The 26,245-nt window shown below is 52.4% G+C and carries 24 protein-coding genes; 8 read left to right on the top strand and 16 right to left on the bottom strand.

The genetic code is table 11. The features are described from left to right. Positions 1-19: 19 nt before the first annotated feature. Together LJU29_RS12930 and LJU29_RS12935 are read right to left on the bottom strand one after the other, a co-directional pair. Complete coding sequence (locus LJU29_RS12930; protein ID WP_257112585.1) at positions 20-1,300, bottom strand: Y-family DNA polymerase; 1,281 nt, start codon at positions 1,298-1,300, stop codon at positions 20-22. After that, on the bottom strand, positions 1,290-1,721 hold the full coding sequence (locus LJU29_RS12935) for a LexA family protein (protein ID WP_257112587.1): 432 nt from the start codon (positions 1,719-1,721) through the stop codon (positions 1,290-1,292). The genes LJU29_RS12930 and LJU29_RS12935 overlap by 11 nt, the downstream gene beginning before the upstream one ends. A gap of 241 nt (positions 1,722-1,962) precedes the next feature. Between LJU29_RS12935 and LJU29_RS12940 the strand changes: the two genes are divergently transcribed. Next, positions 1,963-2,613: an HAD family hydrolase gene (locus LJU29_RS12940; protein WP_005886860.1), complete on the top strand. Its 651-nt coding sequence runs from the start codon at positions 1,963-1,965 to the stop codon at positions 2,611-2,613. 298 nt (positions 2,614-2,911) lie between these two features. Next, on the top strand, positions 2,912-4,075 hold the full coding sequence (locus LJU29_RS12945; RefSeq protein WP_257112589.1) for a hypothetical protein: 1,164 nt from the start codon (positions 2,912-2,914) through the stop codon (positions 4,073-4,075). A 128-nt stretch (positions 4,076-4,203) separates the two neighbouring features. Here the strand turns inward: LJU29_RS12945 and LJU29_RS12950 are convergent, their stop codons facing one another. After that, positions 4,204-4,518 (bottom strand): DUF7693 family protein, encoded by a 315-nt coding sequence (locus LJU29_RS12950; RefSeq protein ID WP_257112591.1) that lies wholly within the window; start codon positions 4,516-4,518, stop codon positions 4,204-4,206. A 186-nt stretch (positions 4,519-4,704) separates the two neighbouring features. On the opposite strand from LJU29_RS12950, the gene LJU29_RS12955 reads away from it, so the two are divergent. Together LJU29_RS12955 and LJU29_RS12960 are read left to right on the top strand one after the other, a co-directional pair. Further along, a complete protein-coding gene (locus tag LJU29_RS12955; RefSeq protein ID WP_099978856.1) occupies positions 4,705-5,457 on the top strand; it encodes a DUF1889 family protein in 753 nt (250 codons plus the stop codon). A gap of 155 nt (positions 5,458-5,612) precedes the next feature. After that, positions 5,613-6,629, top strand: a complete 1,017-nt coding sequence (locus tag LJU29_RS12960) for a hypothetical protein (protein WP_257112595.1) — start codon at positions 5,613-5,615, stop codon at positions 6,627-6,629. Between the two features lie 245 nt (positions 6,630-6,874). On the opposite strand, the gene LJU29_RS12965 is transcribed toward LJU29_RS12960, so the two are convergent. The 4 genes from LJU29_RS12965 to LJU29_RS12980 all read right to left on the bottom strand — a co-directional run bounded on the left by LJU29_RS12965 (position 6,875) and on the right by LJU29_RS12980 (position 13,580). Then, positions 6,875-7,381, bottom strand: coding sequence for a hypothetical protein (locus LJU29_RS12965; protein WP_257112597.1), 507 nt, complete (start codon positions 7,379-7,381; stop codon positions 6,875-6,877). A 469-nt stretch (positions 7,382-7,850) separates the two neighbouring features. Further along, positions 7,851-10,886, bottom strand: a complete 3,036-nt coding sequence (locus tag LJU29_RS12970) for an AAA family ATPase (RefSeq protein ID WP_257112598.1) — start codon at positions 10,884-10,886, stop codon at positions 7,851-7,853. Beyond that, positions 10,883-11,482, bottom strand: a complete 600-nt coding sequence (locus tag LJU29_RS12975; protein WP_005886847.1) for an ABC-three component system middle component 1 — start codon at positions 11,480-11,482, stop codon at positions 10,883-10,885. Before LJU29_RS12975 ends, LJU29_RS12970 begins: the two co-directional genes overlap by 4 nt. A 1-nt stretch (position 11,483) precedes the next feature. Further along, a complete protein-coding gene (locus LJU29_RS12980; protein WP_005886845.1) occupies positions 11,484-13,580 on the bottom strand; it encodes an ABC-three component system protein in 2,097 nt (698 codons plus the stop codon). A 221-nt stretch (positions 13,581-13,801) separates the two neighbouring features. On the opposite strand from LJU29_RS12980, the gene LJU29_RS12985 reads away from it, so the two are divergent. From LJU29_RS12985 to LJU29_RS13000, 4 genes are all read left to right on the top strand, one after another. Next, positions 13,802-14,773, top strand: coding sequence for a tetratricopeptide repeat protein (locus LJU29_RS12985; protein WP_257112601.1), 972 nt, complete (start codon positions 13,802-13,804; stop codon positions 14,771-14,773). A gap of 455 nt (positions 14,774-15,228) precedes the next feature. Next, positions 15,229-16,185 (top strand): hypothetical protein, encoded by a 957-nt coding sequence (locus LJU29_RS12990; protein WP_257112603.1) that lies wholly within the window; start codon positions 15,229-15,231, stop codon positions 16,183-16,185. A gap of 56 nt (positions 16,186-16,241) precedes the next feature. Beyond that, complete coding sequence (locus tag LJU29_RS12995) at positions 16,242-16,508, top strand: Mu transposase C-terminal domain-containing protein (protein ID WP_257112604.1); 267 nt, start codon at positions 16,242-16,244, stop codon at positions 16,506-16,508. Between the two features lie 147 nt (positions 16,509-16,655). After that, positions 16,656-17,822 carry a hypothetical protein gene (locus LJU29_RS13000; protein WP_257112605.1) on the top strand — a complete coding sequence of 389 codons (1,167 nt, stop codon included), beginning with the start codon at positions 16,656-16,658 and terminating at the stop codon, positions 17,820-17,822. Between the two features lie 445 nt (positions 17,823-18,267). Here LJU29_RS13000 and LJU29_RS13005 read toward each other — a convergent pair whose 3' ends face one another. From LJU29_RS13005 to LJU29_RS13045, 9 genes are all read right to left on the bottom strand, one after another. Further along, complete coding sequence (locus LJU29_RS13005; protein ID WP_257112606.1) at positions 18,268-19,848, bottom strand: hypothetical protein; 1,581 nt, start codon at positions 19,846-19,848, stop codon at positions 18,268-18,270. Positions 19,849-20,548: 700 nt separating this feature from the next. Then, the gene (locus LJU29_RS13010) at positions 20,549-21,829 is read right to left on the bottom strand and encodes a zonular occludens toxin domain-containing protein (RefSeq protein WP_257112607.1); all 1,281 of its coding nucleotides are present in this window, start codon (positions 21,827-21,829) and stop codon (positions 20,549-20,551) included. 5 nt (positions 21,830-21,834) lie between these two features. After that, positions 21,835-22,146, bottom strand: a complete 312-nt coding sequence (locus LJU29_RS13015; protein ID WP_257112609.1) for a DUF2523 domain-containing protein — start codon at positions 22,144-22,146, stop codon at positions 21,835-21,837. Positions 22,147-22,148: 2 nt separating this feature from the next. Continuing rightward, entirely contained in the window at positions 22,149-22,556 is a 408-nt protein-coding gene (locus tag LJU29_RS13020; protein ID WP_122320842.1) for a hypothetical protein, read from the bottom strand. Continuing rightward, complete coding sequence (locus LJU29_RS13025) at positions 22,538-22,987, bottom strand: hypothetical protein (RefSeq protein WP_257112610.1); 450 nt, start codon at positions 22,985-22,987, stop codon at positions 22,538-22,540. The genes LJU29_RS13020 and LJU29_RS13025 overlap by 19 nt, the downstream gene beginning before the upstream one ends. A gap of 644 nt (positions 22,988-23,631) precedes the next feature. Beyond that, positions 23,632-23,865, bottom strand: a complete 234-nt coding sequence (locus LJU29_RS13030) for a hypothetical protein (RefSeq protein ID WP_058428179.1) — start codon at positions 23,863-23,865, stop codon at positions 23,632-23,634. 220 nt (positions 23,866-24,085) lie between these two features. After that, positions 24,086-24,394 carry a propanediol utilization protein gene (locus LJU29_RS13035; protein WP_122320838.1) on the bottom strand — a complete coding sequence of 103 codons (309 nt, stop codon included), beginning with the start codon at positions 24,392-24,394 and terminating at the stop codon, positions 24,086-24,088. A 378-nt stretch (positions 24,395-24,772) separates the two neighbouring features. Continuing rightward, positions 24,773-25,003, bottom strand: a complete 231-nt coding sequence (locus LJU29_RS13040; protein WP_240883402.1) for a hypothetical protein — start codon at positions 25,001-25,003, stop codon at positions 24,773-24,775. After that, positions 25,000-26,136 (bottom strand): phage/plasmid replication domain-containing protein, encoded by a 1,137-nt coding sequence (locus LJU29_RS13045; protein WP_257112614.1) that lies wholly within the window; start codon positions 26,134-26,136, stop codon positions 25,000-25,002. The genes LJU29_RS13040 and LJU29_RS13045 overlap by 4 nt, the downstream gene beginning before the upstream one ends. Between the last annotated feature and the right edge of the window lie 109 nt (positions 26,137-26,245).

Here is a 26,245-nt window from a genome sequence, read left to right on the forward strand (position 1 = left end):
AGTCAGCATCCTATCCATCCTAAAGCGCCTTGAATTTCATCAACTGGTTGATGCTCGTGGTGTAGCTCCTGCTCATCATCTCGCGCTTCATGGCCCACGCCGCATCGATCGGCATCCGCCCGGAGTGCAAGGCATTCTTGCCAAACTTCACATTGATGCGATCCAACACACGCATCAGATCGTCTGACCTGGCAGGTTGCGAGGGCGTGAACAGATCACCGGTAAACTCACCTCGCTTGCGTAGATCCATAAGCAGGATCTCTGCCTTGCTGTACCGGTATCCATCACGCCAAATGACCTGCAGACCCTCTATAGCTGCTCGGGTCAAGAGCAACACATCGTCAGTTGGGTAGGGCGGGTAACACATGATCGAGTTCGCATATTTGGGGCCGTCACCAAAAGGTGAAGTCAGTACGGCCACCCTAAATACTGCTGTGATCGACTGTTGCTTGCGAAGCTTTTGGGTCGCCCGGTGCATGTAGCTGGCCACTGCCTCACGCATGGCTTCGAGGGTCGTCACGCGCTCACCAAACATTCGGGACGTACAGATCGCCTGGCGGTCAGGCTCCGCTTCCTGAAGCTCTATACAGGGCTCGCCAGTGAGCTCGCGAACCGTGCGCTCAAGCACGACGCCGTACCGCTGGCGGATGGTCTTTGGATCGGCGTTCGCCAGCTGCCAGGCTGTCATCACGCCGTCGGCTTCGAGCTTCATCGAGATTCTTCGCCCAACGCCCCAGACCTCTTGTGTCGGCATCCGTTTGAGCAGCCACTCTACCGCGTGGTCGGCGCGCAAGTCGACCACGCCACCAGTACGCTCCTTATAGAGTTTGCTTGCGTGCTGGGCAGCCTTGGCCAAGGTTTTCGTGTGGCCGATTCCAATTCCCACCGGCATGCCCGTCCAGCCCCGGACGCGCGCCTGAATCAGGCGAGCGAAGTCACCAAGCGGCTCGGCAATACCAGTAAGATCCGCAAAGCTCTCGTCGATTGAGTAGACCTCGACTCGCGGGGCCAAGGATTCGATGGTGCGCTGCACGCGTGAGGAGATATCACCGTACAGCTCGTAGTTGCTTGAGAAGGCGACCACACCTTTTGCTTTCAAAGCATCCCGGATCTTGAAGAACGGATCACCCATCTTGATTCCGAGCGCTTTGGCCTCAGGCGTCCGGGCAATCACGCAGCCGTCGTTGTTGCTGAGTACCACTACAGGGACTTGCCGAAGCTCGGGGCGGAAGAGCCGCTCACACGAGCAGTAGAAGCTGTTGCAATCCACCAAGGCATAGGTGGGCCGCTTAGGGGACATGGACGGTCAGGCTCCAGGTCACCACGCCAAATACTTCAATCTCCTCAAGGCCCTGGATCGGGGGATATTTCGGGTCATCGGAGCTCAGCATCCAGCCGCCATTGAGCTGACGATCCAAGCGTTTGACCACAGGTTGATTGTCGATGTACGCCACTGTCACATTGCCAATCTGCGGCGTGCGCGCGCGGTCGATGACGAGTCTCGTGCCATTCAAGATCCCAGCTGGCGCCATGCTGTCACCCTCGGTTTCGCCGAGCCACACGTGCGGGGCTCTGAGGTCTACCAGGTCGTCCAGGGAGATCGGGGCTTCGTAGTGATCGGCTGCAGGACTTGGAAAGCCGCCAGACGCTCGGCCCGAGAGAACCTGGAGGAGGGTGGGCAGCTCGGATTCAGTGATTTGGCGCAGGGAAATGAGGTTCATAGGAGCATTTCATGTGATACTGGATGCATATACAGTACGCTGTAAAATCGTCATCAGCCACATTCGAACGACAGCAGGGCAAACCGGATTTTCGACCTGATCGTCGATAAAGTTGCGCTTGATCCTCGGTTGTCCACTCGTCCGCCCCCGGGATAGACAAATTCGGCCAGGGTGATACGTTCGCAATTCTGTGATGAGCGTCCAAGAAAGTCAGGCTGTGCGAACCAAAGAGGTACCCCCCATGATTACAGCGGTTGTCTTCGACGCCTTTGGCACTGTGCTCGAACTTAGGAGCAAGCTTCATCCCTTCCGGCAATTGCTCAAGGATGGCATCGCTCATGGCCGCACGCCCTCTCCAAACGATGTGCGGGTGCTGATGAGCAACCCATGGCCGCTGGAAGAGGCTGCAAGTCAGCTGGGTATCAGCATTTCGCCCACTCGGCTAAAGGCTCTGCAAGGCGATCTGGAGCGCGAGATCGCCTCTATCAGCCCCTTTGAGGATGGGGTTGAGGCCGTAGCAATGCTGCGCGCAGACGGCGTCAGGGTGGGCATCTGCTCGAATCTTTGCGAGCCCTATGGGGCCGCGGTGCTTAAGGCCTTTCCTGACCTTGATGCATACGCCCTCAGCTATCAGGTTGGCGCGATGAAGCCTGATGCCGTGATCTACCAGTCCATCTGCAGTGCTCTAGGGGTTACACCTGGCGAAATCTTCGGCGAGCGTAGTTCGCAGATCGCAATGGTCGGCGACTCAATAAAGTGCGACAGAGATGGGCCCAGGGCCGTAGGGATGCTTGGCTTTCATCTAGATCGAGCGGGTAGAGAAGGGGTGCGGAATCTGGTTCAGTTCGCCCACTTGGTCATCGAGTCGAGGCGGGAATCAGCCACCGGTTGATGGTTAACGTCCACCGACCAAGCCACTCAGGAAGTGTTTCCCACGAGCCCCAGCAGTTCATGCGACTTGATGACCGATGGGCTCGTCGTCCACCATGCGGCTTCCATCCAAAAGCAGGGCCATGGTCATGAGGTTTCCCAGACAAATCCAACACCTCGGGCTGGCCGCGCTCCTGCTCTCTAAGATTCGGCAAGATCCTGACGACCTCAGCACAGTGCTGACTCTCCAGCGCTTTCTGCTCCGACAGATCATCACAGCTGAGCATCGGGTAAAGCGGCTCAAGAAGGCGAGAGCTCGCATGCAATCCTTGAAGCGCAAAGGTTCAACGAGGGAAAGATCAACAATCCTCAAGGCCCTAGCGTCAAAAGCTGCTAGTCGGATCCAGGATCTCCACCATTTGATCTTTTTGTGGAAATGCTTTGGTGATGGCATCGCTTGTGTCTATCAAAGCTCCTACAGCCTCAAGCACCTGTATTTTGATGGGGAGTACGAGGTGAAGAGCGACCCGGGCTTTATGCTCGGCAAGACTGGGTTCATAAACGAGTATCGCCTTCTGCGCAGGGCTTTGGCCATGAACGTGCCTGCCATCCTGTCAGACCTTACGAACGTGATCCGCCACGGTGACGTCTGCTTGATGGGCGCTGCCGATCCACTACCTTGGGAGATCAAAAGCTCTAAGAACACCAACATGCGCGTGAAGAAGCAGCAGGAACAAATTCGGGTGCTGCAGGAGTTCTTTGCAAATGACTACGCGCCGAATTTTCGAGGACTGGCCAATGCCAAGCGCGTTGAAGTCTCTGTTCCCCTCGTCAGCTACGAGGATCAGATCAACGAGTGTCTGACGAAGGCCCAGCAACATGGGACGGCGGTTGTGGCCCCTGAGCTTGGCCTGACGTACCTGTGCGGATGGAATGTTGCTGGGAGGGCCGAGGCTTTTTTAGATCTACACGGGCAATATCAAACGCCCACCACGTTGACCGTTTCTCTAACTCCTGAACCCACCTGGCAGCATCACAAATCGTTCACCGTCACACTGTCTCCCGCCAATACGGTGTTGTTCATGCAGGAACGGTTTACGTGCCTCGTCTTGATTGACTTGGCAGTGGTGAGGCAGCTGTTGGATGAGCGGGCGTTGGAACCGGTGATTCTCATGGATGGCATCAGCGCCATTCAGATCGCGCCAAGAGTAAACAAGGAGCGCGGCAACTCTGAGGGAAAGGGAATTGCCGATGACTGGGAAAACCGAGTCGGTGTTTTCAGGCTAAGCGAACAGCATTTCTTGAGAGTCGCGACCCAGTTCGAGTCACTTCAATGGTTCGCCGACAATTTGGCACAACAAATCGAAGCCATGCGCAGCGAGCGTCCGACAGAGGCGATGATGGCAGGTGACCCATCGTTGTCGGAAATACCCGAGGATTGGCTCTTCGCGAGGGATCGTTATGCCGAACCATCCGGTGACTGAGTGACGATGCATGGGTGATTTGGAGGACTGCTGGCCTGTCTGGACGTACTCCAGGCTGGGCGGGCTGCTCGTTTAGAAACGTGGCCGTCAGCGGGTTAGGCGCGGGGACAAATCTAATGCGCCATGGCTTATAGAGCAGATAGTAGCTTTTCCAGCTGGGCATGTTCCCAAGTGCTAAGCAGCTCAACAGGGTCGGTACCAAATTGCTGGAATGAATCAAATCTGTAGGCGCGGCCATCAGGACAGTAGCAACTGTCGCAGTAGTCGAGCATATCGCAATCATTATAAAAGGTGATCACCCAGCCATCCACCTCGACAGTCATCAGCCCCGTATAGATTTCAGCCCAGGAATGCATGCCTAAGCGCCGCATGGTGCGAACTCCCAGCGCGATGTCGCGCATTACCTGGTAAGCCTCGCGGGCGGTAAGGGGCGTAGGGGACAAAGCAGATGCACCTTTCTCGATCTAAGTTCCCGCAATGGTATACGAACGAGGGGATCGGTTGCGTGATCCGCATAGGCTTTCGCGTCTGCAAACGGCGATCAGACGCGTGCGCATCGGCCCTCCAGGAGTAGATTTTTCCGCGCACTTTGCCGAGTATGGTTGGCTCGAATTTACAAGGAGTTATCCGTGCCAGATCCTATCAGAGTCGTGTTTACCAACGATGCCTTTGATGCAGCGTTCCGATACGCAGAGAACCTTTGCAGCGACCCGAGCCACGCCATCAATGAAGTCGTGATTCTCGTTCCGGCAATGGCCAACATCAAGGTGAGCACCACGATCGGTGCCTTCCTGGGCGCGACCCGCGTCAAGGCACTGGAAAAAGGTGAGCGCACTACGGTGGTTGGAAAGCCCGCTCGGCTGATGACAAAGAGGACGCTGACATACTTTTCGCCAGGTACATTGGTCATTTGTCCGTACGCGAGCAAGGACATCATGGACAAGGTCGATGCTGCAGGTCAGGTGGCCGCGGTGATTGCCTTACCTTGGGGTGAAGACGCCGTGGCCGAGTGGATTAAATCTTGGTCGCCCATGGTAGATGGCGTGCGGCAAACTCAGCGGGCGAAACTGATAGATGACCCGGTAGTAGTCAAGGCCATGGAGTCACTCACCCGCCGTGTGAACCCGTCCAACCCGCTCTCACATCCTAATGACAAGGAGCATGCTGTTCGGACTCTCAAAATCTTGCGACGGAAAAATCACTCTCTGGACGCAGATGACATCAGGGCGTGGGCGGTGGCTCATGGATGGAAGCCAGATGCAGCGGATGAGCTTGCGGTACTCGCGATAAAGATCGCCGGACTGAAGACTAAACCGACACTGGATCGCCTTGAGGCTGCAGCAACTACCTATGCCAACTGGGTTGAAGCTGCGAAGAAATAACGGTGAAATCGCATCGAGTCGGCATGGCCAGATTTGGAGGTTGCGCCGTATAGCGCAGCACCTTGATCGGGCCACCGCACAGCCGACCATTCCTGTTATACGGGCTGCGGCGACGCCGAGCCCGATCCCGTGACCCCGTACCCTAGGATTCAGATATGTCGTTCGCAAATGCACATCAGGCAGCGATGAAACTGCAGAGCAAGAGGGGGCGCTGCCTGCACTTCAGTGATGGCGTGCAATGCAACGAGATCATCTCGGCCCACTCCATACAGAAACGGGGACAACTGGGCCTGATTGCTGAAGATGGTCATGTGTACCGGGTCAATGCCGACCTGTCGACCTTGAAGGAAACGGGAGGCAAACCACTGCCCAAAAAAATTGGGGTAAATCGCGCGTCAACCTTTCCAGGGATGTGCAAGCAGCACGACAACAAGCTCTTCTCACCCATTGATGATCGGCCCCTGTCGATCGATCCTCACCAGGTTGCGCTGTATGCATATCGCAGTATCTGCCGAGAATATTTCGTCAAAGAGAACGCGTCGAAGTCCCTCACTGAGATGTTCAAACACCCAGGGCTCGGAGTTGAGCAACGCCAGATGCTGGCTGGCGCTGCGTATGGACAGTCCCTCGGTTTTAAGCGCCTCAAGCGTCACAAGCTCATCTACGATCACTGTCTCTCGGCCAGTGATTTCACCGGCCTGAAGTTCATTATCTTTGGTTCGACATCTCGATGCTCGCTGCAGGCCTCGGGACTGATCTTCCCCGATTTTGATTTTCAAGGCCGCCAGCTACAGGATCTGAGCCCCGAAACCAAAAATCTGGATCTCTTGGTCTTCTTCACAGCCCCCACCGAATACGGCTGGGCCTTCGTTTTGGCGTGGCATGAATCAAGCGATCTGAGTTGCGAGCGATTCGTTTATTCGTTGGCTGAATCAGGGCGCGGCGTTGGGAAAATTGAGGATATGTTGCTGCGGTTCTCGCTCGCGTGTTGCGAGAATCATGCAATCCGGATCTCCTGGTGGGACTCGCTAGATACCGTCGCGAAGTGCCAGGCTTTAGACTTCATGGCATTCATGGCGGATCCGACCTTGGGGATAAGATCGGATTACCTGGTAGCGGGCTGCGAGGGGCTGGCGGACTGGTCGTTTGATAACGTTCGAGATGTTCGTTGATTGGCACGGGCTTCTAGAGCATGCATCAGGGGTAGCCGAGCGGCCCGAACGTGATGTGATCAAACAATACGAAGTGGCGGTGCGCCGCCAGCGCGACGCCCGGGAGTGTCGCTATGATTCCAGCTATCGATTGAGTAGCTGGAATCACAGGGCATACGGCTAATCGATGCGGCCAATAGACTGCCTGACCATCAAAGACTCAGTTTTTGCTCCCCGGAGGCTGAATCAGCCGCCGCTGGTCTTCCTCAGACCTTGAATACCAGTTTCGGTCGGGGAGGGTATCCGGCTATCTCACCGATTTTGAATTCAGAAGGCTCATCGTAGCTCGTGACGGTGGCCGCCCACTGCCTCACTTCCTCATCCCATGCAGGGTCACAGAAATCAGCATTAGGCCAGTAGTTGTGAACCTCCGTGTAATCGAGTTGCGCAGCAATGGTGCGTTCTAAGCCACCCAGCACACACCAGGCAGCGTACATACGTATCTTCCAGCTGGGAGCCGTCAATATGTGCACCGGGTCGTACCGGTCAAAACCTAATGCAGCGACCTCAGCATCGAAGGAAAACAGGGCAGTGATTGATCCTCCGATGTCAGACTCATCCTTGGCTATGTCATCTACCCAGCACAAGAGATAGCCAAGCGACTGAAATTTACTGAGCAGCCGGCTTTCCGCCTTGTCGGTGACATGGCGAGTCACCTCATGATCACCCTTTTTGGATTTGACTGTACGGAAGCAAGAGCTTGTCTGGGACATTACGCGCGATCCTTTTTGTTATTGTTTTCTTACACGTTAACCATTGAGCGAAGCGCATCGCAAGTGTTGACCATGCTAGCCAGTGCGCCGTTGAATGCTTCTGGTCGTTGAACACCAGCCGCAAATCTCATCAGTAATCCTTAGTTCAGAGGCATTACTCAGCTACCCCAATCGCTTTACTGCGATCGCCTATGAGGAATGTGATCGGGTGCTGGGACATGGATAGCGTCTTATTGTTGTTTCATTCCATGATGCCTATGGAGCGAAAGCCGGAGCAACCAATTTAAAAAGGTTATTGATCCAAGGAAAAGCGAGCCGTTCGCGCTGTTGTGAATGGTGAGTTATGAGGCTAAGAGGCAATGGTTGGGTCGCGGCAAGCCCGAATTGCAGCAGAGAGCGTCGTTATTATTTGACCGTGCCGGATCAACACCCGGCACAGTCGCTGCAGCCTTCAGATCCTATCTAGCACTCACACATCGTCGAGCGCCGGTGGTGACTGCTCGTCAATCGTGATCTGGCTTCTACCCGGCCAAGGGGTTTCCACCGCGGTTACGCCCTCAGGGGTCGGAACAAGTGACCATATGCGTGCGTCGATTCCATCATTCTGCAGTTTGCGCATGAAGTAGCGGGCCTGAAGGGCATCGTGCGTCGCGATGACCACTTGGAAATCATGATTAATGATGTAGTCGCGAAGCACATCAAAGACGGACGCGGCATGCACCAGATCGTGATGCTGTGTGGGATCATCAAGGAGGAGCCCGCGCCACGGAGACCACTGATGTTCCAAGGCCATTGAAAGCAGGAACGTCAGTTGCAGATCCGTCAGTTGAGCCTCGCTGGCTATCGAGGGTACTGGGGCTAACCCCCCGTGGAGCGGCACAGATACCTCAGCACGTGCCTTTTGATAGGAGCTTCGGAAACTCAGATTCGTCCCGGTAAACCTTTGCTCCCTGACCACGCGTTTGAGCAATGCTTGCCACCGAGGCATCACTGCCTGAACGTTTTTCTGGACGTTCGCGATTTCGGAGGAAAGGGACTGGTTGAGCGACTCCATCGCTGCAGACAATTGCGATAGGCGCTGCACGCCCGTGCGCTTCGATTCGACCTGTTGATTCAGGTGGGTCGAGAACTCATCCTCCGACCGCTCGCCGCGCCGGCGATCAAGAAGCCCCTGAGCGAGCCGGGCCTGCTCTATCTTGCTCCACGCTCCGATCTCGATCTTGATGGTCTGAAGCGTTTCCGAGTGCCTAGTTAGCTCAGTGCTGGTGGACTGCAACTGAGCCTCATGGCTGCTCGCAACCGCGGCTGTGGGATCGCCGGCGAATGAGAGCTGACGCCAGGACGCCCTGATGGTAGCCAATCGTGCTTGCGCTTCAGACAGCTGTGTTTCCAAACCAGCTGCAGCGATCGTGGCATCGGTCAGTTGGGCCTGCTGACGATCCAAGGCAGTCTGTTCGGCAATTATCTTGGCACCTAACTCAACGAGCTGCTTGGCGGTCTGGTTCTGCGCGGTAGACAGATCTTCCAAGGATTGAGCTGGCGGGGCGTCTGCGGTGATCGCTGCCAACGCCGCAGTCGCTTGCTCCAGCCGGCTACTGGCCTCTGAACGGGCCTGCCGCGCGGAGTCCACTGCGCGAACAGCGGAGTCGTATTCATTCCTTGTCTGCTCAAAGACTTCTGAGCTTACCCGCGGAGCGAGGTTGCGCTGTTTATCGTCCAGTTGAAGCTTCGCAGCGGCATTGGCATCAACGCGAAGCCGGATGGACTCTTTCGCCAAGGGAACCGTGTCGCCGCCGAGCAGATTGTTCAAGCTGATCTCGACGATATCGGCTGTCAGGTATCCCTGCTGCGACTCTAGGTCAATAATCCTGTACTGACATGCTCTGACTTCTGCTTCAGCGTTCGTCACTGCCTCAGTAGATTCTCGGAGAACATCCGCGGCCCTTTTTACACGTCGTTCGGCTTCGACGATATTCGGGTCGATAGCCGCTAGCGCCTTGGCGACACGCTCATGTAAGCCGACCGCGCCATGTTCTTCGCCACACAGCGGGCAATCACCGCGGTCGGGAGGCAAATGGGCCGCGATGGCTGCAACAGCTTGGCGTATTGAGTCAGCCGCAGATGTCAGATTTTCATGATGGCCCTTGGCGGCCTGATCTTCTTCTTCAGCGGTCGCTCTGGCCTCTAGCGCGACACGAAGCTGTTCGCTGAGAAGCTCTTCATGTGCTGCTTCGCCGCTGATGGTGCCGGTAACTTCTGCAACTCGCTGAAGAGTCAGCTCCCAGCGATCCAGGAGTTCTTGAGCTGTGAGGAGGTCGGAGTCTATTTGCAGCAGCGTCTTGCGCTGACCATTGATCAGGTCATGTTGAACACCGAGCTGCTCGTGTCCTTCGTGCATTCTGCGCGCCGTAGAAGCTTGCGATTCAGCGATGGTTAGGGCGTCGTCGGTTGTCTTCAGAACCTGCTGGCGTTGCTCAACCGTCTCCTTGGCGTTGGTCTCATTCACGTACCGATTGAGTTGCTGAGCAATCGTGTCGCGTTCAGTTTCTGCAGCGACCAACTCTCGTTGTAGCTGCTCAAGAGCTGCCACGGCCACCGAGCGATGTTCTCTCTTCTGGTTCAGTTCCTGCGTCGCGGAGAGGAACTCGGTACTGAGCTGCTCTGAACGAGCTTGTTCAGACACAAACCGGCCTATGAGCCCGTCGACCTCAGCCAATTCCTTGATCTGTTCACGAAGTCGCTCGAGCTTGTTTTGAACCAGTTGCTCCAGTGCATCATGCACCGTCTCCAATCCATCTTGGCCCAATGGAGGTACGAGCAGCCCGGAGGGCAATTGGTCGAGGCTTTGCGCCTGTTGAGCAATGTCCGATATCGACTCAGCAATGCTTTCCCTGCTGCGCAGCGCCCCTTGGGTTTGGACAGCCGCCTGGTCTCGGTCAAGGCTCAGGCTTTGCCATTCTGCAAACTCGGCTTCGAGCGAATCCAGCGACGCTTTCGCTTGCTTGATCTGCTCTGTGAGCGCCCGCCGGATGCTCGCGAGAGCAGAGCTTACCTGGCTGCCGTCCTTGCCAATCGGCAACCGTTCCAACTGGGAGCCCGCGACCTTTGGATCTGCCTTGACCAGCCATTCACCCTCGCGCTGATCAAGCAGGTGGGTGAGCCTGAGCAGAAAGGGTATGTCGGCAGGATCTTTCGAGGGGAATAGAAGGCTCAGATCACCCGTTGTCTCAACGTCCCCACTTTTGTTGACTTGAGCGCTGGCTTGCAGATCACCGAAATCAAGGCTCACTCGAGCCATGGATTGAGAGTCTCGGATGATTGGGACGAGGTTTCCGTCGAGGCGAGAGATCTTGCCCGTCAATGCGAACTCAACCGCTTCGAAGATCGCGGTTTTCCCAGTGCCATTGGGGGCGAGCAAGATCGTGGCCCCGCGGCTGAGCTCAATCTTCGTTTCGGCGCCAAACCGGCGGATGTTCGAGAGCGTTATGGACTTTAATTGATTCATTTCTCGTCCTCCTCGCCAAACGCCGAGATCCTAAGGGCCTCAGCAATTTCGCCACCCGATTTGCCGGAAAGCAGGAGCTCGCGCCATTCATCGCGATGCGGCTTGACCCACGTATGCGCCAGGACGAGGGCGCTGAGGGAAGCTGACAATGGGTCACTAATGCTGTCGGAGCTACCGGGAATCGAAAGTGTCGCAAGGAAGCTGCGGTCGAGAAAGGAACCGGCGTCTTCGCCCTCTCTGACGACTACCTTTCTGCAGAAGCGGTCGTCCGTCTCGAGCCGAGCAGCGTCCTCAGACGCAACACCCTCAATGAGCATGAACATATAGAGGTCAGCAGTTTGCGGCTCCGGGAGCATGTCACGGACATCTGCCGCCCACCGAAACGCTCCCTGGATTTTAGACACGTCGTAGGGAAGGGCGGCGATCAAGACAGTCCGCCAGCCCGCACCTTCCTGATTAACCCGTTTCAGCTGCATCCCTGCGCTCGCGATCTCAGCCAACGGCGATGGCAGTTCCACCGAGTCCGGATAGGCGACCTCATAGCGACCTTCGGCACGGTTCGAGATGGCTTCCACCATCTCCGAGATTGTTAGCATGTCAGATTCCTTTCGTGTTCGTGTCGATGGCGGACTGGCGCGCCACCAGTCGATCTTGCAATTGTTTACTAAAGTGTTGCCGCACTGTGGCCAGCGTGCCGAAGCGCAACTGGTTGAATACGCCAGAGCGGGTCACGAGCAGATGTGGTCGGCGTTCTGCAGCCATGCTGGTGGCCGACTCTGCATCGTCAGCCATACCTGTATTCAAGAGTTCTGAAGGGGGAGTGCTGACGCCAGACAGGATCACGACTGGGGCAGGGGACGGGCCGATAACGTTGATCAACAGATCGTCGGATATCTCACGGACTTCAGGAGCTCCAGTTGCCGGGCCAGACCAGTACTTGAGGGCAATACTCAGAACCTCCCCAAACTCCGGGAAATGCTTCCAAGCGGTGCCTGCACCTCCAACCCCTACGGCGACCAGCAAAAGCAGTTCGACGGCGCTAACCAGCAGGTCTACGGTGCGAGGGCCAAGGCGAAGTGCGTGGGTAGCATTTTTTCCTTCCGTCTCCGGGTATAGAAGCTGCTCCAGAAATTGACGACGGCTCTCCGGATTCTTCGTGAATCCGTCCAACCACTCTAGCCAAATCGCTTCCATGGCATCAGCAAGGTCAGAATCTTTTACGGCGTTTAGCTTTGCAGAAACACTTTGAGTTAGCCGTTGCCACACCAAGTCGTCCATGGCACTTGCGAGCGCTACAGCTTCCGCTCGAGCAGCACTCAGGGTCTTGAACTCATGATCCAGGGAGCTCACGAGCGCCTCAGTGTTATCCATCCACGAGAGATCTTTGAGGTCGCTCTCGGCGCAACCGAGGGTGTGCCCGACTTCATGGCCAACATTGGTGCGCCAGGTTTGCGCGCCCTGCATCAGGCTTTGACTGCCGTGTGGCAGATGCAGCGCCATTCTCAATATTGCGGATGGAAGCGTAAGGTTCGCTCCTATGGGAGGCGAGTACGGTGCATACACCCTAAGCTTCCGATTCCCTGGTGCACTGCCCCAAAGGTGATTCACGACACCCTGGGCTGTTCGGGGGGAGAGCGCACCGAGATCATGGGTGCCAGAAAACGACCAGGTCTTGCCGGAAGGTTGGACTTCATCCCCTAGCAGGTATTGAGCCCAAGTTTCGATATCGGGGCGAAGCTCGTCTCTGAGCTCATGGATAATCGCATGACACCCCAGGGCCGAAACGTCAGAGACCTCGGCGGTGATCACCGAAATAAGCTGTTCGAGGGCGCGTTCCGGATTGGTGAAATGCCTGCCCAGGGATTCGACTGAGCGCTGCTGTAATGTCGCGTCGTTCCCCACGCAGACGACCGTGACACGCTTGAGGGTGTCGATGATCTGCGTCCAATCTTCAAAGCCACACCAGGTCGTAAGCCAGAGATGAGCCCGGGTTGTCGGCCCGTCGACACGCTTCGCCAAGTCGTCGGGATTGAGTCCTATCTGGCGGCACAGCTTACACAGCTCGTCCAGATGGTTAACGGTCAGCTTGTCCTTGATGCTTAGGTGTGCCCCTAAAAGCGTCAGCTGAAATCGACGTTCAGGCAATTGGGCAAATGTGCCGGCGCGAGCGTGCCTGGCTAAGCTTGAAAAGGCCGAATCAAGAACGGAAAGGCTATCCTTGGCCGCGTCAGCAGCATCGTCAGCATTTGCGGGATCGTCTACGGCAACCAGTGTGGCAACAGCTTCGTCCGCACCAATATCATCATCCGTAGCAATAGGCTTGTCCGTAACAGGCTTTTCCGTAACGAGGGGTACGGAGGCAGCCTTGCCACCCTTGGCGGCTTTAGCAGCTTTGGCGGCTTTGCTCTTTTCGCGGGCGAGTCTCTTCTCTGCGAGTTTGGCCAGATATACCCGCATATCGGGGTCTTTGGTGCAGAAGGGCGTGCTCTGGCGCTTGATTTGCAGGTGCTCGAATGAATCTCGTGAATGGACGATTACAACATCATCCCACTCTTCGATACCGCCTTGCTCAGCACCAATTTCTAGCGGAGCCCGACGCCCGTCGAGGAATTTTTCCAACATGTCCGACAAGCGCTGAGCAATGACCAGTTTCTCGTAAAGCGACTTCTGCTCCAGCCGAAACCGTCTGATCATACTGACATCCCTTTACTTCATTATCTTGTTGGCCAGTTCCGCTGGCAGTTCGCCACATCTTAACACTTGGCGGCTGGCGGTCGTACTGGCGCGCCGCGCTTAGGCAAAGAGGCAGACACGGATTATCCCACCGTACAGGCATGAGGTTGTTTCATCATGCAAGCTATGTTTACTGAACATTGTATTCAGGCCATTGCCAAGGGGAGCGGGCAGCGATGGGCATGTTGGACTGGTTGTTTGGGAAGCGTAAAGCTGTACGCGTTGAATCCCCGCCGAAGAATCCAGGCGGCCGCGACAGCTTTGAATTCGAAGGTGGACTGCTTACCGTGCCAGCCCGCGATTACTACGGGCTCTATAAATACTCACCTAAGAAGGCGTGGGCGATCTCCTGGAAGGATTCGACGCCGGATGGACGGCGTGGCGGGCACCGCGAGGAAGGTGAGGGCAGGTATGTCCTTATTGATGTCGCCAACGATGCTGTTTTAGTCGATGCCAGGATGCCCCGACCGAACAACGGTGCGGTTGCCGAGAATGGTACGTTTTGCTTGGAAGACTGGCATTTCGGAAGCACGCTGTCTGGCACATTCCACGTCTTCACTTCCCAGGGTCTACCGATAATCACCAAGGTGCTGAGCGCAAATATTCTGCAGAGCGGGATTTCGCGCAATGGCCTCTTGGCCTACTGCCTGACCGCAAATAGCCCAACTGAGGACGGGCGTAAGCTCGCGCTGTATGACCTCAAAGAAGGCGTGGAGCTTTTCGCGGTGACGCCGCAGCGTGCTTTTGAGCGTATTGGATTTGATGAGAAGTCGATGCAGTTGGTGGTCAAGGTCTCAGGCGGAGGCGAGTACCGTTACGGTGCTGACGGGGCTCTGGTGGATGAAGACGCCGCGGATGCAGCCTTGCTGAGCTCGACCAACTATACGGACGTCATTGTAACTGCCGAAGCCATGCTGAAGGTTGGATGCACCACGTCTGAATTGGAGAGGATTCTGGCCGCGGTGATTGGATCTCGAGCGTTGGGGGCGGACGACAACTCTGCGTGGAAGCCGACAGCGTTGAAGGTGCAAGGGTTAGCACATGAGGCGCTTGGGCAAGCTCGCGAGGCTATCGAGTGTTATGAGGAGGCCTTGAGGCTGAATCCGAAGATTGGGGTTAAGAGAAAGCTGGATGCGCTGGTGAAGCGGTTGTGATCGCGACTCCAAGATTGCGTTTAGGACGTTTTCTCATAGTGCGGTATTTGTGCTCCAAGCCAGTCTGAGCAAATCAAACCGCAAGTGCTAAAGCGCAACTTCTGTTCAAAAAAGATTATATTTCATCATTTTAATTAGTTAGTACACCGAGTGTACTAACTAACGAGGCTTGTGTGGCAGGTTGGTAGCGACCATGAGTTTCGATAATTTTAACGTGGCAATCTTGACACACTGTGCTGTCGAACTACCCTGAAAGCATTCCACCCCACGACGACCAAGCGACAAGGTTTTGAGGTCGAGGGAATGAAATGAATGACTGCTAATAGCTCTGATCAAATAGCAATTCAGAAGGGCCAGTCCTTAGATTCGACATAGGTCAAATCATTTGTGGCGAGCTTACTTTCAGCATGTAGATGCAGCATCTGGCGGTTATGTTTTGGAAAGGACGACAGCCTATGAATACGGATCCAGTCATTGAGGTCACAGCGCTTGATGTCCTAGCGTACAAAAAGGATCGCTTAAGTGTCATTGGCCGGCCACATCTGGTACTTATGTTTGACCCTATTTGTGGTTGTGTACTCAACCACACGATGGAGGTGACTGGAAGCCCTAGCGATGCGTTAGCACAGGCTCGGTCGTTATGGCTGCCTACGTCGGGTACTCCAACATTCGTAATCGATGCCGGTAGAGATTTTTGTTCATCAAGCTTGATCCGCTCGTCTATGGGTACTGCATTTAAAGTGCAACATAGCTCGCGGAAATTTCATGGTTTTGTGGAACATGCCTTTATGCAGATCACACAACGCATGAAGTGGCGGCAGGTGGGGAATGGGGATTCGACTCCTCTAACCCTTGCAGAGATACAACAGAGGGTCAGGAAAGAGGTTGACATTCATAATGAGACTATCAGAAGGGATAAAAACAATCGTCGCTCCGACAAGGTAGCTGGGATTGGACTTCCTCTTTCAATGCCCAGAGCCTATTACAGCGTGCTGCAATCCTCATTGGAATGCGGCTTCGATATCGAGCAGGTAAATACTATCTGGCAAGCGGCAAGCTATGCATATCCTGCTGGCCAGCTCCGAATGATGTTTGAAGAAATTGTGAGAAAATTTCATTCAACCAAGATGTACCATGATTACTACCGCACAGACGTTACGCACCTTAAGTCTCTCTTCAAGCCACCAATTAACATCCTGGAAGGTGAGGGCTCAGTAGCAATTAGTGCGTTTGCACACATTAAAGATCAGTATGATAAGGAAGCATTCATCTGGGTTGAAGACTCTGAGTGGTCTAAACCCATAGGTTCATGGGCTGATCTAACTTATGCACTGCTGGAAAGACTCGTTAAGGATGGGCTGGCGACAGAAGAACTTCGCTGCAAGCTGTTCGCACGGGATCTTGGCTTGTAGGTGTAATTGGCTCTTCACCAACGCTCTGATACGACAACATATGTCTCGAGGATAAAATGGATACCACACGAATTGTGACTTCTCAAGGTGTAAGGTTTAACAACCGGCTGTACAGGTCTGACGCACTCAAAGCCATTGTCGGCCTACGCGTGAGGCTCCAGTTCGATGGCCCAGCGGATGATCGCGCCCTAGTGATCTGGGGAGACAGCGTTATTGAAGTCAGGCTCTGGAAACGCTGCAATCCACCGAGGATTCGTTCACTACTACAAGCTGCCGGTGGTAGCTCGGCAGAACGGCCGCTCAAACCGCGCGCTTTCGACTGACGAGGCCTGTCTAGAAAGCCAGGTACAAAGCTCCCCTGCGGGCTAATACCCCCGCACCCATATATTTAGAAATGTGAAGCGCGAAACGTAGGGCGAGGGCAGTGACGAGCCTGAATAGACCTTGCAGCCTTCCCGAGGATTTACGCCATGCTGAGACTCATTGAACTTGCTGCGGATCATGCGGCGACAATTTTAGCGATCCAGAATGAAGCTGTAGGGCACGACGTCTTGCGTGAGGTCATTGCAGGGTTGCTGGGTTACGAGGACTTTCCGAGCGTCACGCAGTCCAACCCAAATGTGTTTCCACCGCCATCTGGCCAGACTGCGAGGCTTGATCGCGCGGCTCAGTATCTGGAAAAGCAGAAGGTGGCACGCGCCTCGATCTCTGATGTAAACGTGCCAGCCATAGTCGCGGCCTGCCAGCGGGCTCTGATGGAAAAATATAATGGCTCGTGTGTGGTAATGGCTGGCACCCTGTTCTACAAGCGCCTCAGATACCCCTTTACGAGCGAGAATGCACTCCCTGCAGCCCCTCAGGATGCGAGTTCTCTCTCTAATCCCAGTTCCCCCTTTGTAGTAGGGAGCACACGTCGCTATGCGGAAAAGGCTAAGCAGTCCGCGCCAGCTTATGAGCCTCTCGTCTCAGCCCCCCCTGGAAAGCCGCGACGTTTTGGCGCCGACGTCATAGTTGTCACCACTCGCCTGGACAACGTCTTGATATGGCTTCCAAGCGGCAGCTACAGCCATGCCTACTGTGGTTTCGCTGTGCATGTGGATTCGAACGCGATCTTGAGCTGCGCCGTGTCGTCTACAGATGACTGGTCACAACTGGCTGCAGAAACCTTGGCAAACGCTTTAGGGGCACCGCCGGCGTCCGTAGAGTCCCCCCAAGGAAGCTTAAATCCGTTCTGCCCAGCGCGATTGATAAAGATTGCCATTGATAAAGTTAACCTCGCAGAGCCTCTCTCGCGCGCTTTGCAGGCCAACAGCTTTCGGGTCTTGAAGCCACATATCAAAGATCGCGTACGGTTAGAACGGCTTGTCGCCTGGATTCATGAAGCCGTCGGAAGTGATCACGTCGCAAGATCCAAACGCTTTGAGCTTCAGCAGTCCACAGCGATTTCCCTATTCACTAAAGAACACCTAGCACAGCTTATCCGGTGCGAGATTTCCGCTCGCAATCTAACGCTACAGGATGGCGCAGCCTCATACCCGCTGGAGCTGCTACGCGATTGTATGCTCGCTGAGGCAGTGCCGCCGCGTCCTTACGAGTGGCGTACAGAGCTTTATAGCGCGCTCACGTCTCAGTCTTAACTAGGCCTGCCTAGCATCCGAATGGCCTGTTGAGGGGTGCGACCAAGCGGTGGCTTCCACAGGCCCATAACAGGCCGGCTGGGAAGACCTGCAGGCGCCGACTCCGTGGAAAACTGGATCCGGGCAGTCATCTCCTCGTTTGAATTGCGCCCCAGTTAATCTCCTGTCTTTTTTGCTCCCAGCCCGTGCTTTATAGACCGTGACGCTCACTGCTCACAGCGAATTTCTCTTCGTTCACCGCTCATACATGCGAACCGGGCCTTACTAATATATGATTCTGAGATCGGCGATCGGTGAATGGGGATACTTGGTGCTCAGCGCCCCGCAAGCAATCCAGAATAAAATTGTAGGGCATTACGTTGAGAGTGCGTTCATTACGCATCATACTTGGCACGAATAACTATATTAAGCCGAAGTGCCATGCACAATAATGCCGAACCTCGCATTAGTTAATATATTTATTCAAACGACCAACCGGATTTGAGCGCAATACTCCTGCCTGTACCAAATCAACAAAGCAAGAATTACACCAGCTCACAATCATACCAGCACGAGGAACATTATTATCTTTGCCGGGACGAAGTATGAGATACGGCCGCCATAGAATGCATGACCGAGAATATATCCTTGCGCTAGCCCACCGAGCCGGTGGGCTCAAGCAATGTTGGTAAAACGATTCGACATCCGATGCATCTAGATCCGCTGGATTCTTACCAGCTACTAGAACAGACCACAGGGTCAGCTTTTCGAATGCTCGTAGTTTCAGGTGGTTCGGCCTGGTGTCAACCAAAGAGCAAAACAAAGATGCTCCCTCCGTACATAGCTCCTTGCAAATAGCGGGATTAGAAAGGGCCAACAAAAATATTATAACATTTTTAGGTAGCGGTTTGATGGCATTCTTTTTAACAAGATACAACGGGACTGGCATGGCGGACGCATCAAGCTCATTATTCAGCGACCGCTGATAAAAATGATCGATAGCAGAAAAAGACAATTGCTTGTTTGTTAGTCTTATCAAATGCTTTTTTCTCCTGCCTTTACTATCTACCTGGACTTGCCCTGACGAGTCACGGCATCGGACGCACCCTTTCTGGGAGAGTTTTAAAAGCCTAGCCGGAGATAAACCATCGGTATCAAACCTCGGAATATAGGCCGATGAGTAATTTATAGCTCGACGATGGAACAGCGGATGAACTTCATCAGATGATGGGTAGGGCGGCAACTTAGAAATATTTCTCCACCTAAAAAAATATTCAAGATAAGCCTCAGGTACTTCACCTAAGATAGACCCTTGCGGCATGATGACTTTAAACTTTGCATTGTTTCTATCTGAAAAATCAAAGCAATCCATGGTAAGACAGTCAACACATTCCTTTAAGGGGATCTTTAGATAAAACGAAGTGGCGAACAGGAATAAACCAAGCTCTAAACCTGCCTTGCCGTTCGTTTTTTGTTTGAATCTCCCCAGATATTGGTCGCACATAAACTCGGTTTCATTACAGCGACATGTGTCGTCTCGAAGTGTTTTAGGGTGCCTACGAGAGCAATGCACTAGACCAATTGATTCAGAGTTAAACTCAAAAAATCGATTGATCACGCGCCGAACACCATCCGAGCGTAAGGGGGTGTAAAATGGGTGCCATTTCGGGTTGGCTTTTAGAACAGAATCTTTTTTTACAAACCTATTTGTAAGCTTGGACATCCATGAATTAGGAGGACTGATGCAGAAATCCAAAAAGCTTTGGACATCTTTGTTAGTTATCTCCGTAAGAGGCTTCACTACGACGATGAAACTCCAAAGCAAAAACTTTTCTAATACCGCTAACTTCCAACGAGTTTGGCCAGGTGAAGCTCTTATAGATTTTCCGCAATCTGCCATCAAGGTATAGCTTTCTTGAGCCCGCAAAACCGCTGGAAGACTCTGGAGGTAAGCGTCCACCAGCTCTTTTTCCGCACAAGATCGTGCGCCTGCACCAAGCGCAGGCGAGTCAGGGTGCGTCAGTAACGGATGAAACCTCAGACCCATCGGTACGTCCTAAATGTGGCCAAGCTATCGCGACTGGCTTACAGCCTTGTCCCGTAGAGATCCCAAAGTACGAAATTTATACAGTGGATCCTATGAAAGCAACCATCTGAGCGGCACAAATCGCACGTAGGATTTTTTGTCCGATTAACTTTAGTCAACGACCCGGGGCGTAGGAATGGCCTGCGATTGTGTTCTGAAAGTAATCTGCCAAAAAACAAAGCGTTCCGTCAGTTCTGGGGTAACTGGATTCTGTTTTCCAGTTAACTTCCGCCGGGCAGTGCTTAGGCGACAAATTTGTTCGCTGTCATCGGATACGAGAAATCAGGGGCTTGCGGCGGGCTGTTTCCGATTAAGGACTGAGCTATAAGAGGCTGGTAACTTGAGATAGTACGTCAGCTGTACGACCTAAGTGATTGCTGTGCAGAGCGTTCCGATTAATTAGCTCACGTTTCCGATTAAGTAGTGGGGGTCACAGTGGAGTGACACCGTTGGATCTTAGGTTGCTGGTAGCAGTTACAAATAGATACAATTTAACATAATATACATTATGCGTACCTCTGGATTCCATCCCAACAGCGGAAACGCCACCAGAAATGAGGACGGCTTTCCTGCAGGTGCCACTTCCAATCGATAACATGAGCATTACAGAGGTCTAGGCGCTCTACGACGGGATTGTACTTGTACATCAGTTCAAGTGAGGTCATTGCTTATTTCTCCAAGGGCGCGACGTTAGCTCACTGTTGGGAATAATGTTAAAGCGTGAAACCTTTTGAGGTTGCGCGCTCTGGTCCACAGCTGCGAGCCCTCGCTGAGGACCGTCGCGCGACTCCTGGAAGCGAGTTGATGAAAGACCGGAAGGTGTGGCGTACGCTGGCTGCTGCTTGGTGTCATCAAAGTATCCGTTTTGAACAACTGACATACAGAAATCAAAAGACGTAGTCATACGTGTGGCCTGTTGTGAGTAACACTGGCAAACAGTGTCCTCATCGTTGAATTTGCCAGTATTTAAGCCTCTGGATTTGGCGGCGAGCAACGTTCGAACATCAGTAGAGGCCATACAAGTAGGACGTGGAAAATCCCTAGCCTTGTTAGCTTCGTCATATCTAGGTGCAGAAGCCTCGACATCTGCAATTCTTGGCTTGTACTGCTGTATATATTCCTGAACAGGTTGAACAGTACGGCCTTGGGTCGTAACACCGGGAGTTGAAGGTACTGATGAAGGTCGCTTAGATTCTGAAACAGTTGTTTGAGAGTCTGAGTGCATAAGAGCCTCACTGTCAGATGTTTTGCTCTTCATAACATACCAAAAGCCAAAACCAAGCAGCAAAATAGGAATAATAAGCACAGCTAGAAAGAGAGGCACTAACTTGTAATAACTAGGCGTGACCTTCTTGTGAGTATGAACGGTTGACGACTTATAAAGGCCAAAATAGTGTTTATCGAACTCTATTTTAGACTCTTGAGCCATTTTAAAGTTAGTTCGACTTTCAGGCTTATCAATACACATCTCATATTCATGTCTGAATATGCCTTTAGTACGACCGTATGGGCGAATAAAGTTTATATGCTTGCCTACCAACTTTCGTACAGGTGAGCAAATAAGTGATGGGTGCTGCGTGATGATATGAACGTCCCAACCATGATGTCGATGTTTCTCAAAGCGAGTAACTTTTTCAACACGTCCACGGATATCAGTACCGAATGTACCCTGAGCCTCGTCTATGACAATAACGGAACCATCAGGCAAGTCATACCAAAGGTCAGGAGTTTCGCATTCAACCCATTTTGACTTGAGCTGATCAACCTTGAGTTCAGGGATGCCGTGATAGTAGATAGTGCGTGGAGGAAGGTTTGGATCTTCGGGATCCTTATGAAGACGCAACAAAGGATTATGAGGATCAGCGGCATGCTCCAAATCAATCTCTTTAATGGTATTAAGAGTCTTGCCAGAACCGGGCAAGCCAGTACGAAGAAATAACATACGCCCTACTCCTTAGGTGTCCATTTCATAGATGTTTTACTACCAGCCTTATTCATACCTGCGAGCAAAGCGCGAGCAATGTATGCAGAAAACAAGATGTTCAGACAAACATCTATCTTGAGCATGCCAAGAACAGAAATCCAATCAGAAGGCAATCCGCCAAGTTGAGAGAACGCATAATCCTTAGCCTTATTAAGTGCGGCATCAATGCCAACATAACTTATTGCTGCAAAGCCAAGACCTCTAAGAAGCCTCCAGCCGAGAGGAACAATGGACAGGCCAAGCATGCGTATAAACAGACCGATAATTGCAGGCATAATCAAACTCCAGTTGCGATAATTTCAGCAGCCTTACGCATAGCAAAGGCGACCATGAGATAACCCATAAATGTGAGAAATGTACAAAGGCCTGGCACATTAGGGTCAAAAGTAACTGACCTACCCAACATGAATGGAACGTTTACAGTACGAAGAACTGGGCAGGAAGCACCGAACCTACTACTGGTATCAACCATTGATGAAAGATTGAAAGTAGAATCAGAGTCAGCCTTAATAGGCTTATAGTCCTCACCGGCAAACTCACTTTGAAGTTCGGACTTTAAATCAGCAATCTTTTTCTCAGTAAGATCGCGATATTCTTTATCAGCACAACGTGATTGCTGTTCCTGACGAAGAACAGCGCATTGAATAACATCACCAGTGCAAGAAACTACAGTTTGACACTGCATATCACCGGAAACCTGAGCGTCATCATCTCCGCATTTATCGCCTTCACAAGTACCATCACCAGTGCCGGAACCAGAACCAGAACCACTGCCTGAGCCTGAGCCTGAGCCACTGCCTGAGCCTGAACCACTACCTGAGCCTGAGCCTGAGCCACTACCTGAGCCGGAGCCGGAGCCTGAACCACTACCTGAGCCGGAGCCTGAGCCTGAACCACTACCTGAGCCGGAGCCTGAGCCGGAGCCTGAGCCTGAACCACTACCTGATCCGGAGCCTGAGCCTGAACCACTACCTGAGCCTGAGCCTGAGCCTGAACCGCTACCTGAGCCTGAGCCGGTGCCAGAGCCAGTGCCGGTGCCAGAGCCAGTGCCGGTGCCAGAGCCGGTGCCGGAATCAGTGCCAGGAGTTGGTGTGGGTTCGGGTGCTGGTGGAACATAAAGATCACCAGTTACAGAGACATCACCTCTGCACGTATAACCACCAGCAGGGTCAGCAAGACAAGTTGATACATCGGTTAGAGCTGTTGCACAGCCACCAACGGATGGTGGTAAGGGGGAATCTGTTGTTTGGTGCCAAGAATGATTTTTTCTAACTGTGCCCTTTGCATCGTCACATTTCTGCTGATCTGTAGAGCATTTACCCTGATTAGAAGACAAGCTTGTGCCTTGAGGACAAGAGTCACCAGACCTATCAAGAGGAAAATCCCTAGTATACGTATATGAGGGGTCTCGAGGCTCGTTACTTACAATAGTACACGTATATGAGTTGCCGCCGAGATATGAGACACCGGCTGATCGAGGGTTTAAATTATCGGCGTAAATGTTTAAAGCTGTTGCACTGCATGCAGCTGACGCTGAACTGTGACGACCACCAGATGCAGACGTTGCATACGTATATTCGTCGGCGAATGAAGACGAGCAAAACGAAAAACTAACGACCAGTGCACAAAAGAAAAAGCGCAGCGGTAACCCAGAACCAAACGAAGTCATTCGGATCAATAAACATTTTAGTGGCCCCATGGTTTTCTCCAGACAAAAAAAAGCCCGGGGGGAAAAACTCCCACCGGGCAAACAGGGTTAATTAAGTCCCTGCGCGCATTGCTTTCTTGGCCGCACCGATAAGTGCAACGAGGCCAAACATTGCAGCAGTAACAGCGGCAGCAGCAGCAACACCACCAGCGACATAGCCGAGCGCTTCGGCGGTATCGATGTTGGCACCAGCCGCAAAAGACGGCGAGGCGGTTGAAATGGCGACAGCAGCGGCTGCCAACTGAGCGCGGCCAGATTTGCAGAGAACGAGCAATTTGTTTTTCATAAAAACACCTTAAAATGAGTTGCGGACGGTTTTGCAGACCCAGACGAAAACAAAGAGTGCAAGTAAGGCACCAGTTATTTCCATACGCTGTTCTGCGGTAATAGCAGGACTGAGAGAGTCCCGCATTTCTTGGACTGTGAAAGTTTGAAGTTGACCAGTACAAACGGGAGTACCGTCAGACTGAACTTGCCACATTCCGTCACAGCCCAGAAAATTCATGTTAACCAGCCTTCTGAGGGTTCATTGCATCAGAAAGCGGAGGAATGTTCTTGCGACGACCTTGACGAGGGTCAACATCGAATTGAAGACGACCATCGCGAACATCACAGACAACGTCACACTCATAAGTGCCAGGCTGAGGAACTTCGGACTGTTGCTGTGCATAGAATTCAACCTTCTGAGGATAAGGGATTCCAGGAAGGTGAACAAAAGCCTGATACATGGTATAGGGATTCTTGGACTGCTTAGCGATGCCGCTACGGGAAATGCCAGAAACTTCGACCATAAGAGTAGGGAATTTGAGAGACATAATGGTGCCCTTTTAAAGTTTGGGAAGCCGAGAACTTAAGCTCGGATTGGAGTATGCCCAGCTGGGCGGTGTTAAATTAGGTAAACGACGAAACGTAAGAAACTGACGCTTGGCTAGTTGAGACTTGACTTGCTCAGCAGATGAAGCCTGTAGAAACAGACGCATAAGCGAACTAGCGAAAGCAGAATCATCAATGTTGCCAGAGTTAAAATTAGCAATCTCGGCCTCGACTGAATAACGGAGAATCTGATATTGGGACTTGTTCATATCAGCGATTCCGATTTGAGAAAAAAATACCAAGAGCAGTACCCAAGGCAAGACCAATGAAACAAGAGGAAAAATAAAACATAAACTGATCATGGGAAACGAAGTAGTCCATTAGTAACCCATCCATTCAGCCATTGAGGGAGTACCTTTTTCTTGGCGATCAAGAAACCAGATACGCTCAGGTTTAGTGCCCTGCTCTTTCCTAACTTCAATTACAGCAAGTGTTTCAGCAACTTGCTGGGTCAGCACAGGGTTCATAAAATCACGAACATGACGCTGCTGTTCAAGCATGCGTCGTTGCCCAGGTGAAAGCTGAATGCCTTGAAGGCTTACAGTCTTCATGCTGCAACCTGCAAATGATTAGGTTTGCGATACCAGTTACCGTGAGGCATATGGAGGACGGTTTTGTTGATTTCACGGACCTGCTTAATGATGACAGGTGAAAACTTACTGTGGTCGCACTCGTTTCGAATATTAATGCCGATTTTATTAAGGCGAGATGCATGCTCATCAAACTGACGCTGCTTAATACCCAAAGGCTGGCCCTGCATCCAAAGAAAGGCTACAGATGCAGTTGAGTTAGCAGATTGTCTACTGCGAACATAACCTCTATTTAACAACTCGTCAGCGATAGTAGTGATATCCATTGCACTCACCTGCAATTTTTGATCTACGGATAGAAATTCATTATGTTTGGCTTGAAGTAGGTTCTCATCGAATAAGCCCCAAAAGGCTAGACCCTTACGCTTCAAATACTCTGCCTTAAGCTCTTGTTCCATACGCACAACACCGTTTTCTACACAGTAGTCACGGACTTTGCAGACATACTCATATTCAGCAGACTTCGGACCGAAATCACGAAGAATGCGAGGAAGCAACTTTTTACTTAATTCAGTGGCCTTACAATAAGCTTTGCGATATTCAAGTCGACCGCCTTTTCCGTTACCCTCTGGGGTCCAAGTACAGGTTTTTCCATTTGGATAGAGAAAACCAATACTATGGCCTATACGCTGACTAGACAAAGATTTTATATATAAAGACTCATTCCCAAAGCCTACAGAAATATTAGTGGTCATATCAATACGCTGGATCACTGCACCATCCGTAACAAGATGACCAGAAAGACCACCGGATTTTCCATCGCGAATGTAAGTTCGGGTGCAGCGAGTAAAAGGAGGAAGACCACGCTCAGCAAGTAATTGATTAAAAACAGTTATGCATTGATCAATTGTAGTAAAACCAAAAAGATTATCTAAGCGACCTACACGGCTAGGATTGCCATCTACACGAACGGTTCTTCCAATGACATGAATAAAAACAGAAGTAGAAAAAGAAGCTTGATGCTTGACTTTTCGCTGGGTTGTACTGAGGACATCGCCAGTGATGGCGTCAACGGACATGAAGAACGTATCACAAACCAAGGGAAGGTCATGATCATGTTCTTGAGACACCGTGAGCCAGTCGTAAAATTTCATAAGCCATCCGTTGACATGTCGACAAGTCGATATGGGACAAAATGTAACCTTGTCGACAAATCGATGTCAAGATATGTCGACAGATTAGCAGTAGCCTTGAGAGGAGACC

The organism is Pseudomonas ficuserectae (genome assembly GCF_024584585.1).
Lineage (GTDB): Bacteria > Pseudomonadota > Gammaproteobacteria > Pseudomonadales > Pseudomonadaceae > Aquipseudomonas > Aquipseudomonas amygdali.

Coding starts and splice junctions, on each gene's coding strand:
- LJU29_RS12930 (WP_257112585.1), bottom strand. CDS start 1,300: ATGTCCCCTAAGCGGCCCACCTATGCCTTGGTGGATTGCAACAGCTTC.
- LJU29_RS13025 (WP_257112610.1), bottom strand. CDS start 22,987: ATGTTCCACCAGCACCCGAACCCACACCAACTCCTGGCACTGATTCCG.
- LJU29_RS12980 (WP_005886845.1), bottom strand. CDS start 13,580: ATGATCAGACGGTTTCGGCTGGAGCAGAAGTCGCTTTACGAGAAACTG.
- LJU29_RS12945 (WP_257112589.1), top strand. CDS start 2,912: ATGCAATCCTTGAAGCGCAAAGGTTCAACGAGGGAAAGATCAACAATC.
- LJU29_RS12985 (WP_257112601.1), top strand. CDS start 13,802: ATGTTGGACTGGTTGTTTGGGAAGCGTAAAGCTGTACGCGTTGAATCC.
- LJU29_RS13035 (WP_122320838.1), bottom strand. CDS start 24,394: ATGTCTCTCAAATTCCCTACTCTTATGGTCGAAGTTTCTGGCATTTCC.
- LJU29_RS13040 (WP_240883402.1), bottom strand. CDS start 25,003: ATGAAGACTGTAAGCCTTCAAGGCATTCAGCTTTCACCTGGGCAACGA.
- LJU29_RS13005 (WP_257112606.1), bottom strand. CDS start 19,848: ATGGGTCTGAGGTTTCATCCGTTACTGACGCACCCTGACTCGCCTGCG.
- LJU29_RS13010 (WP_257112607.1), bottom strand. CDS start 21,829: ATGTTATTTCTTCGTACTGGCTTGCCCGGTTCTGGCAAGACTCTTAAT.
- LJU29_RS12965 (WP_257112597.1), bottom strand. CDS start 7,381: ATGTCCCAGACAAGCTCTTGCTTCCGTACAGTCAAATCCAAAAAGGGT.
- LJU29_RS13045 (WP_257112614.1), bottom strand. CDS start 26,136: ATGAAATTTTACGACTGGCTCACGGTGTCTCAAGAACATGATCATGAC.
- LJU29_RS12960 (WP_257112595.1), top strand. CDS start 5,613: ATGTCGTTCGCAAATGCACATCAGGCAGCGATGAAACTGCAGAGCAAG.
- LJU29_RS13020 (WP_122320842.1), bottom strand. CDS start 22,556: ATGCAGTGTCAAACTGTAGTTTCTTGCACTGGTGATGTTATTCAATGC.
- LJU29_RS12970 (WP_257112598.1), bottom strand. CDS start 10,886: ATGAATCAATTAAAGTCCATAACGCTCTCGAACATCCGCCGGTTTGGC.
- LJU29_RS12935 (WP_257112587.1), bottom strand. CDS start 1,721: ATGAACCTCATTTCCCTGCGCCAAATCACTGAATCCGAGCTGCCCACC.
- LJU29_RS13000 (WP_257112605.1), top strand. CDS start 16,656: ATGCTGAGACTCATTGAACTTGCTGCGGATCATGCGGCGACAATTTTA.
- LJU29_RS12995 (WP_257112604.1), top strand. CDS start 16,242: ATGGATACCACACGAATTGTGACTTCTCAAGGTGTAAGGTTTAACAAC.
- LJU29_RS12975 (WP_005886847.1), bottom strand. CDS start 11,482: ATGCTAACAATCTCGGAGATGGTGGAAGCCATCTCGAACCGTGCCGAA.
- LJU29_RS12940 (WP_005886860.1), top strand. CDS start 1,963: ATGATTACAGCGGTTGTCTTCGACGCCTTTGGCACTGTGCTCGAACTT.
- LJU29_RS13015 (WP_257112609.1), bottom strand. CDS start 22,146: ATGCCTGCAATTATCGGTCTGTTTATACGCATGCTTGGCCTGTCCATT.
- LJU29_RS12990 (WP_257112603.1), top strand. CDS start 15,229: ATGAATACGGATCCAGTCATTGAGGTCACAGCGCTTGATGTCCTAGCG.
- LJU29_RS13030 (WP_058428179.1), bottom strand. CDS start 23,865: ATGAAAAACAAATTGCTCGTTCTCTGCAAATCTGGCCGCGCTCAGTTG.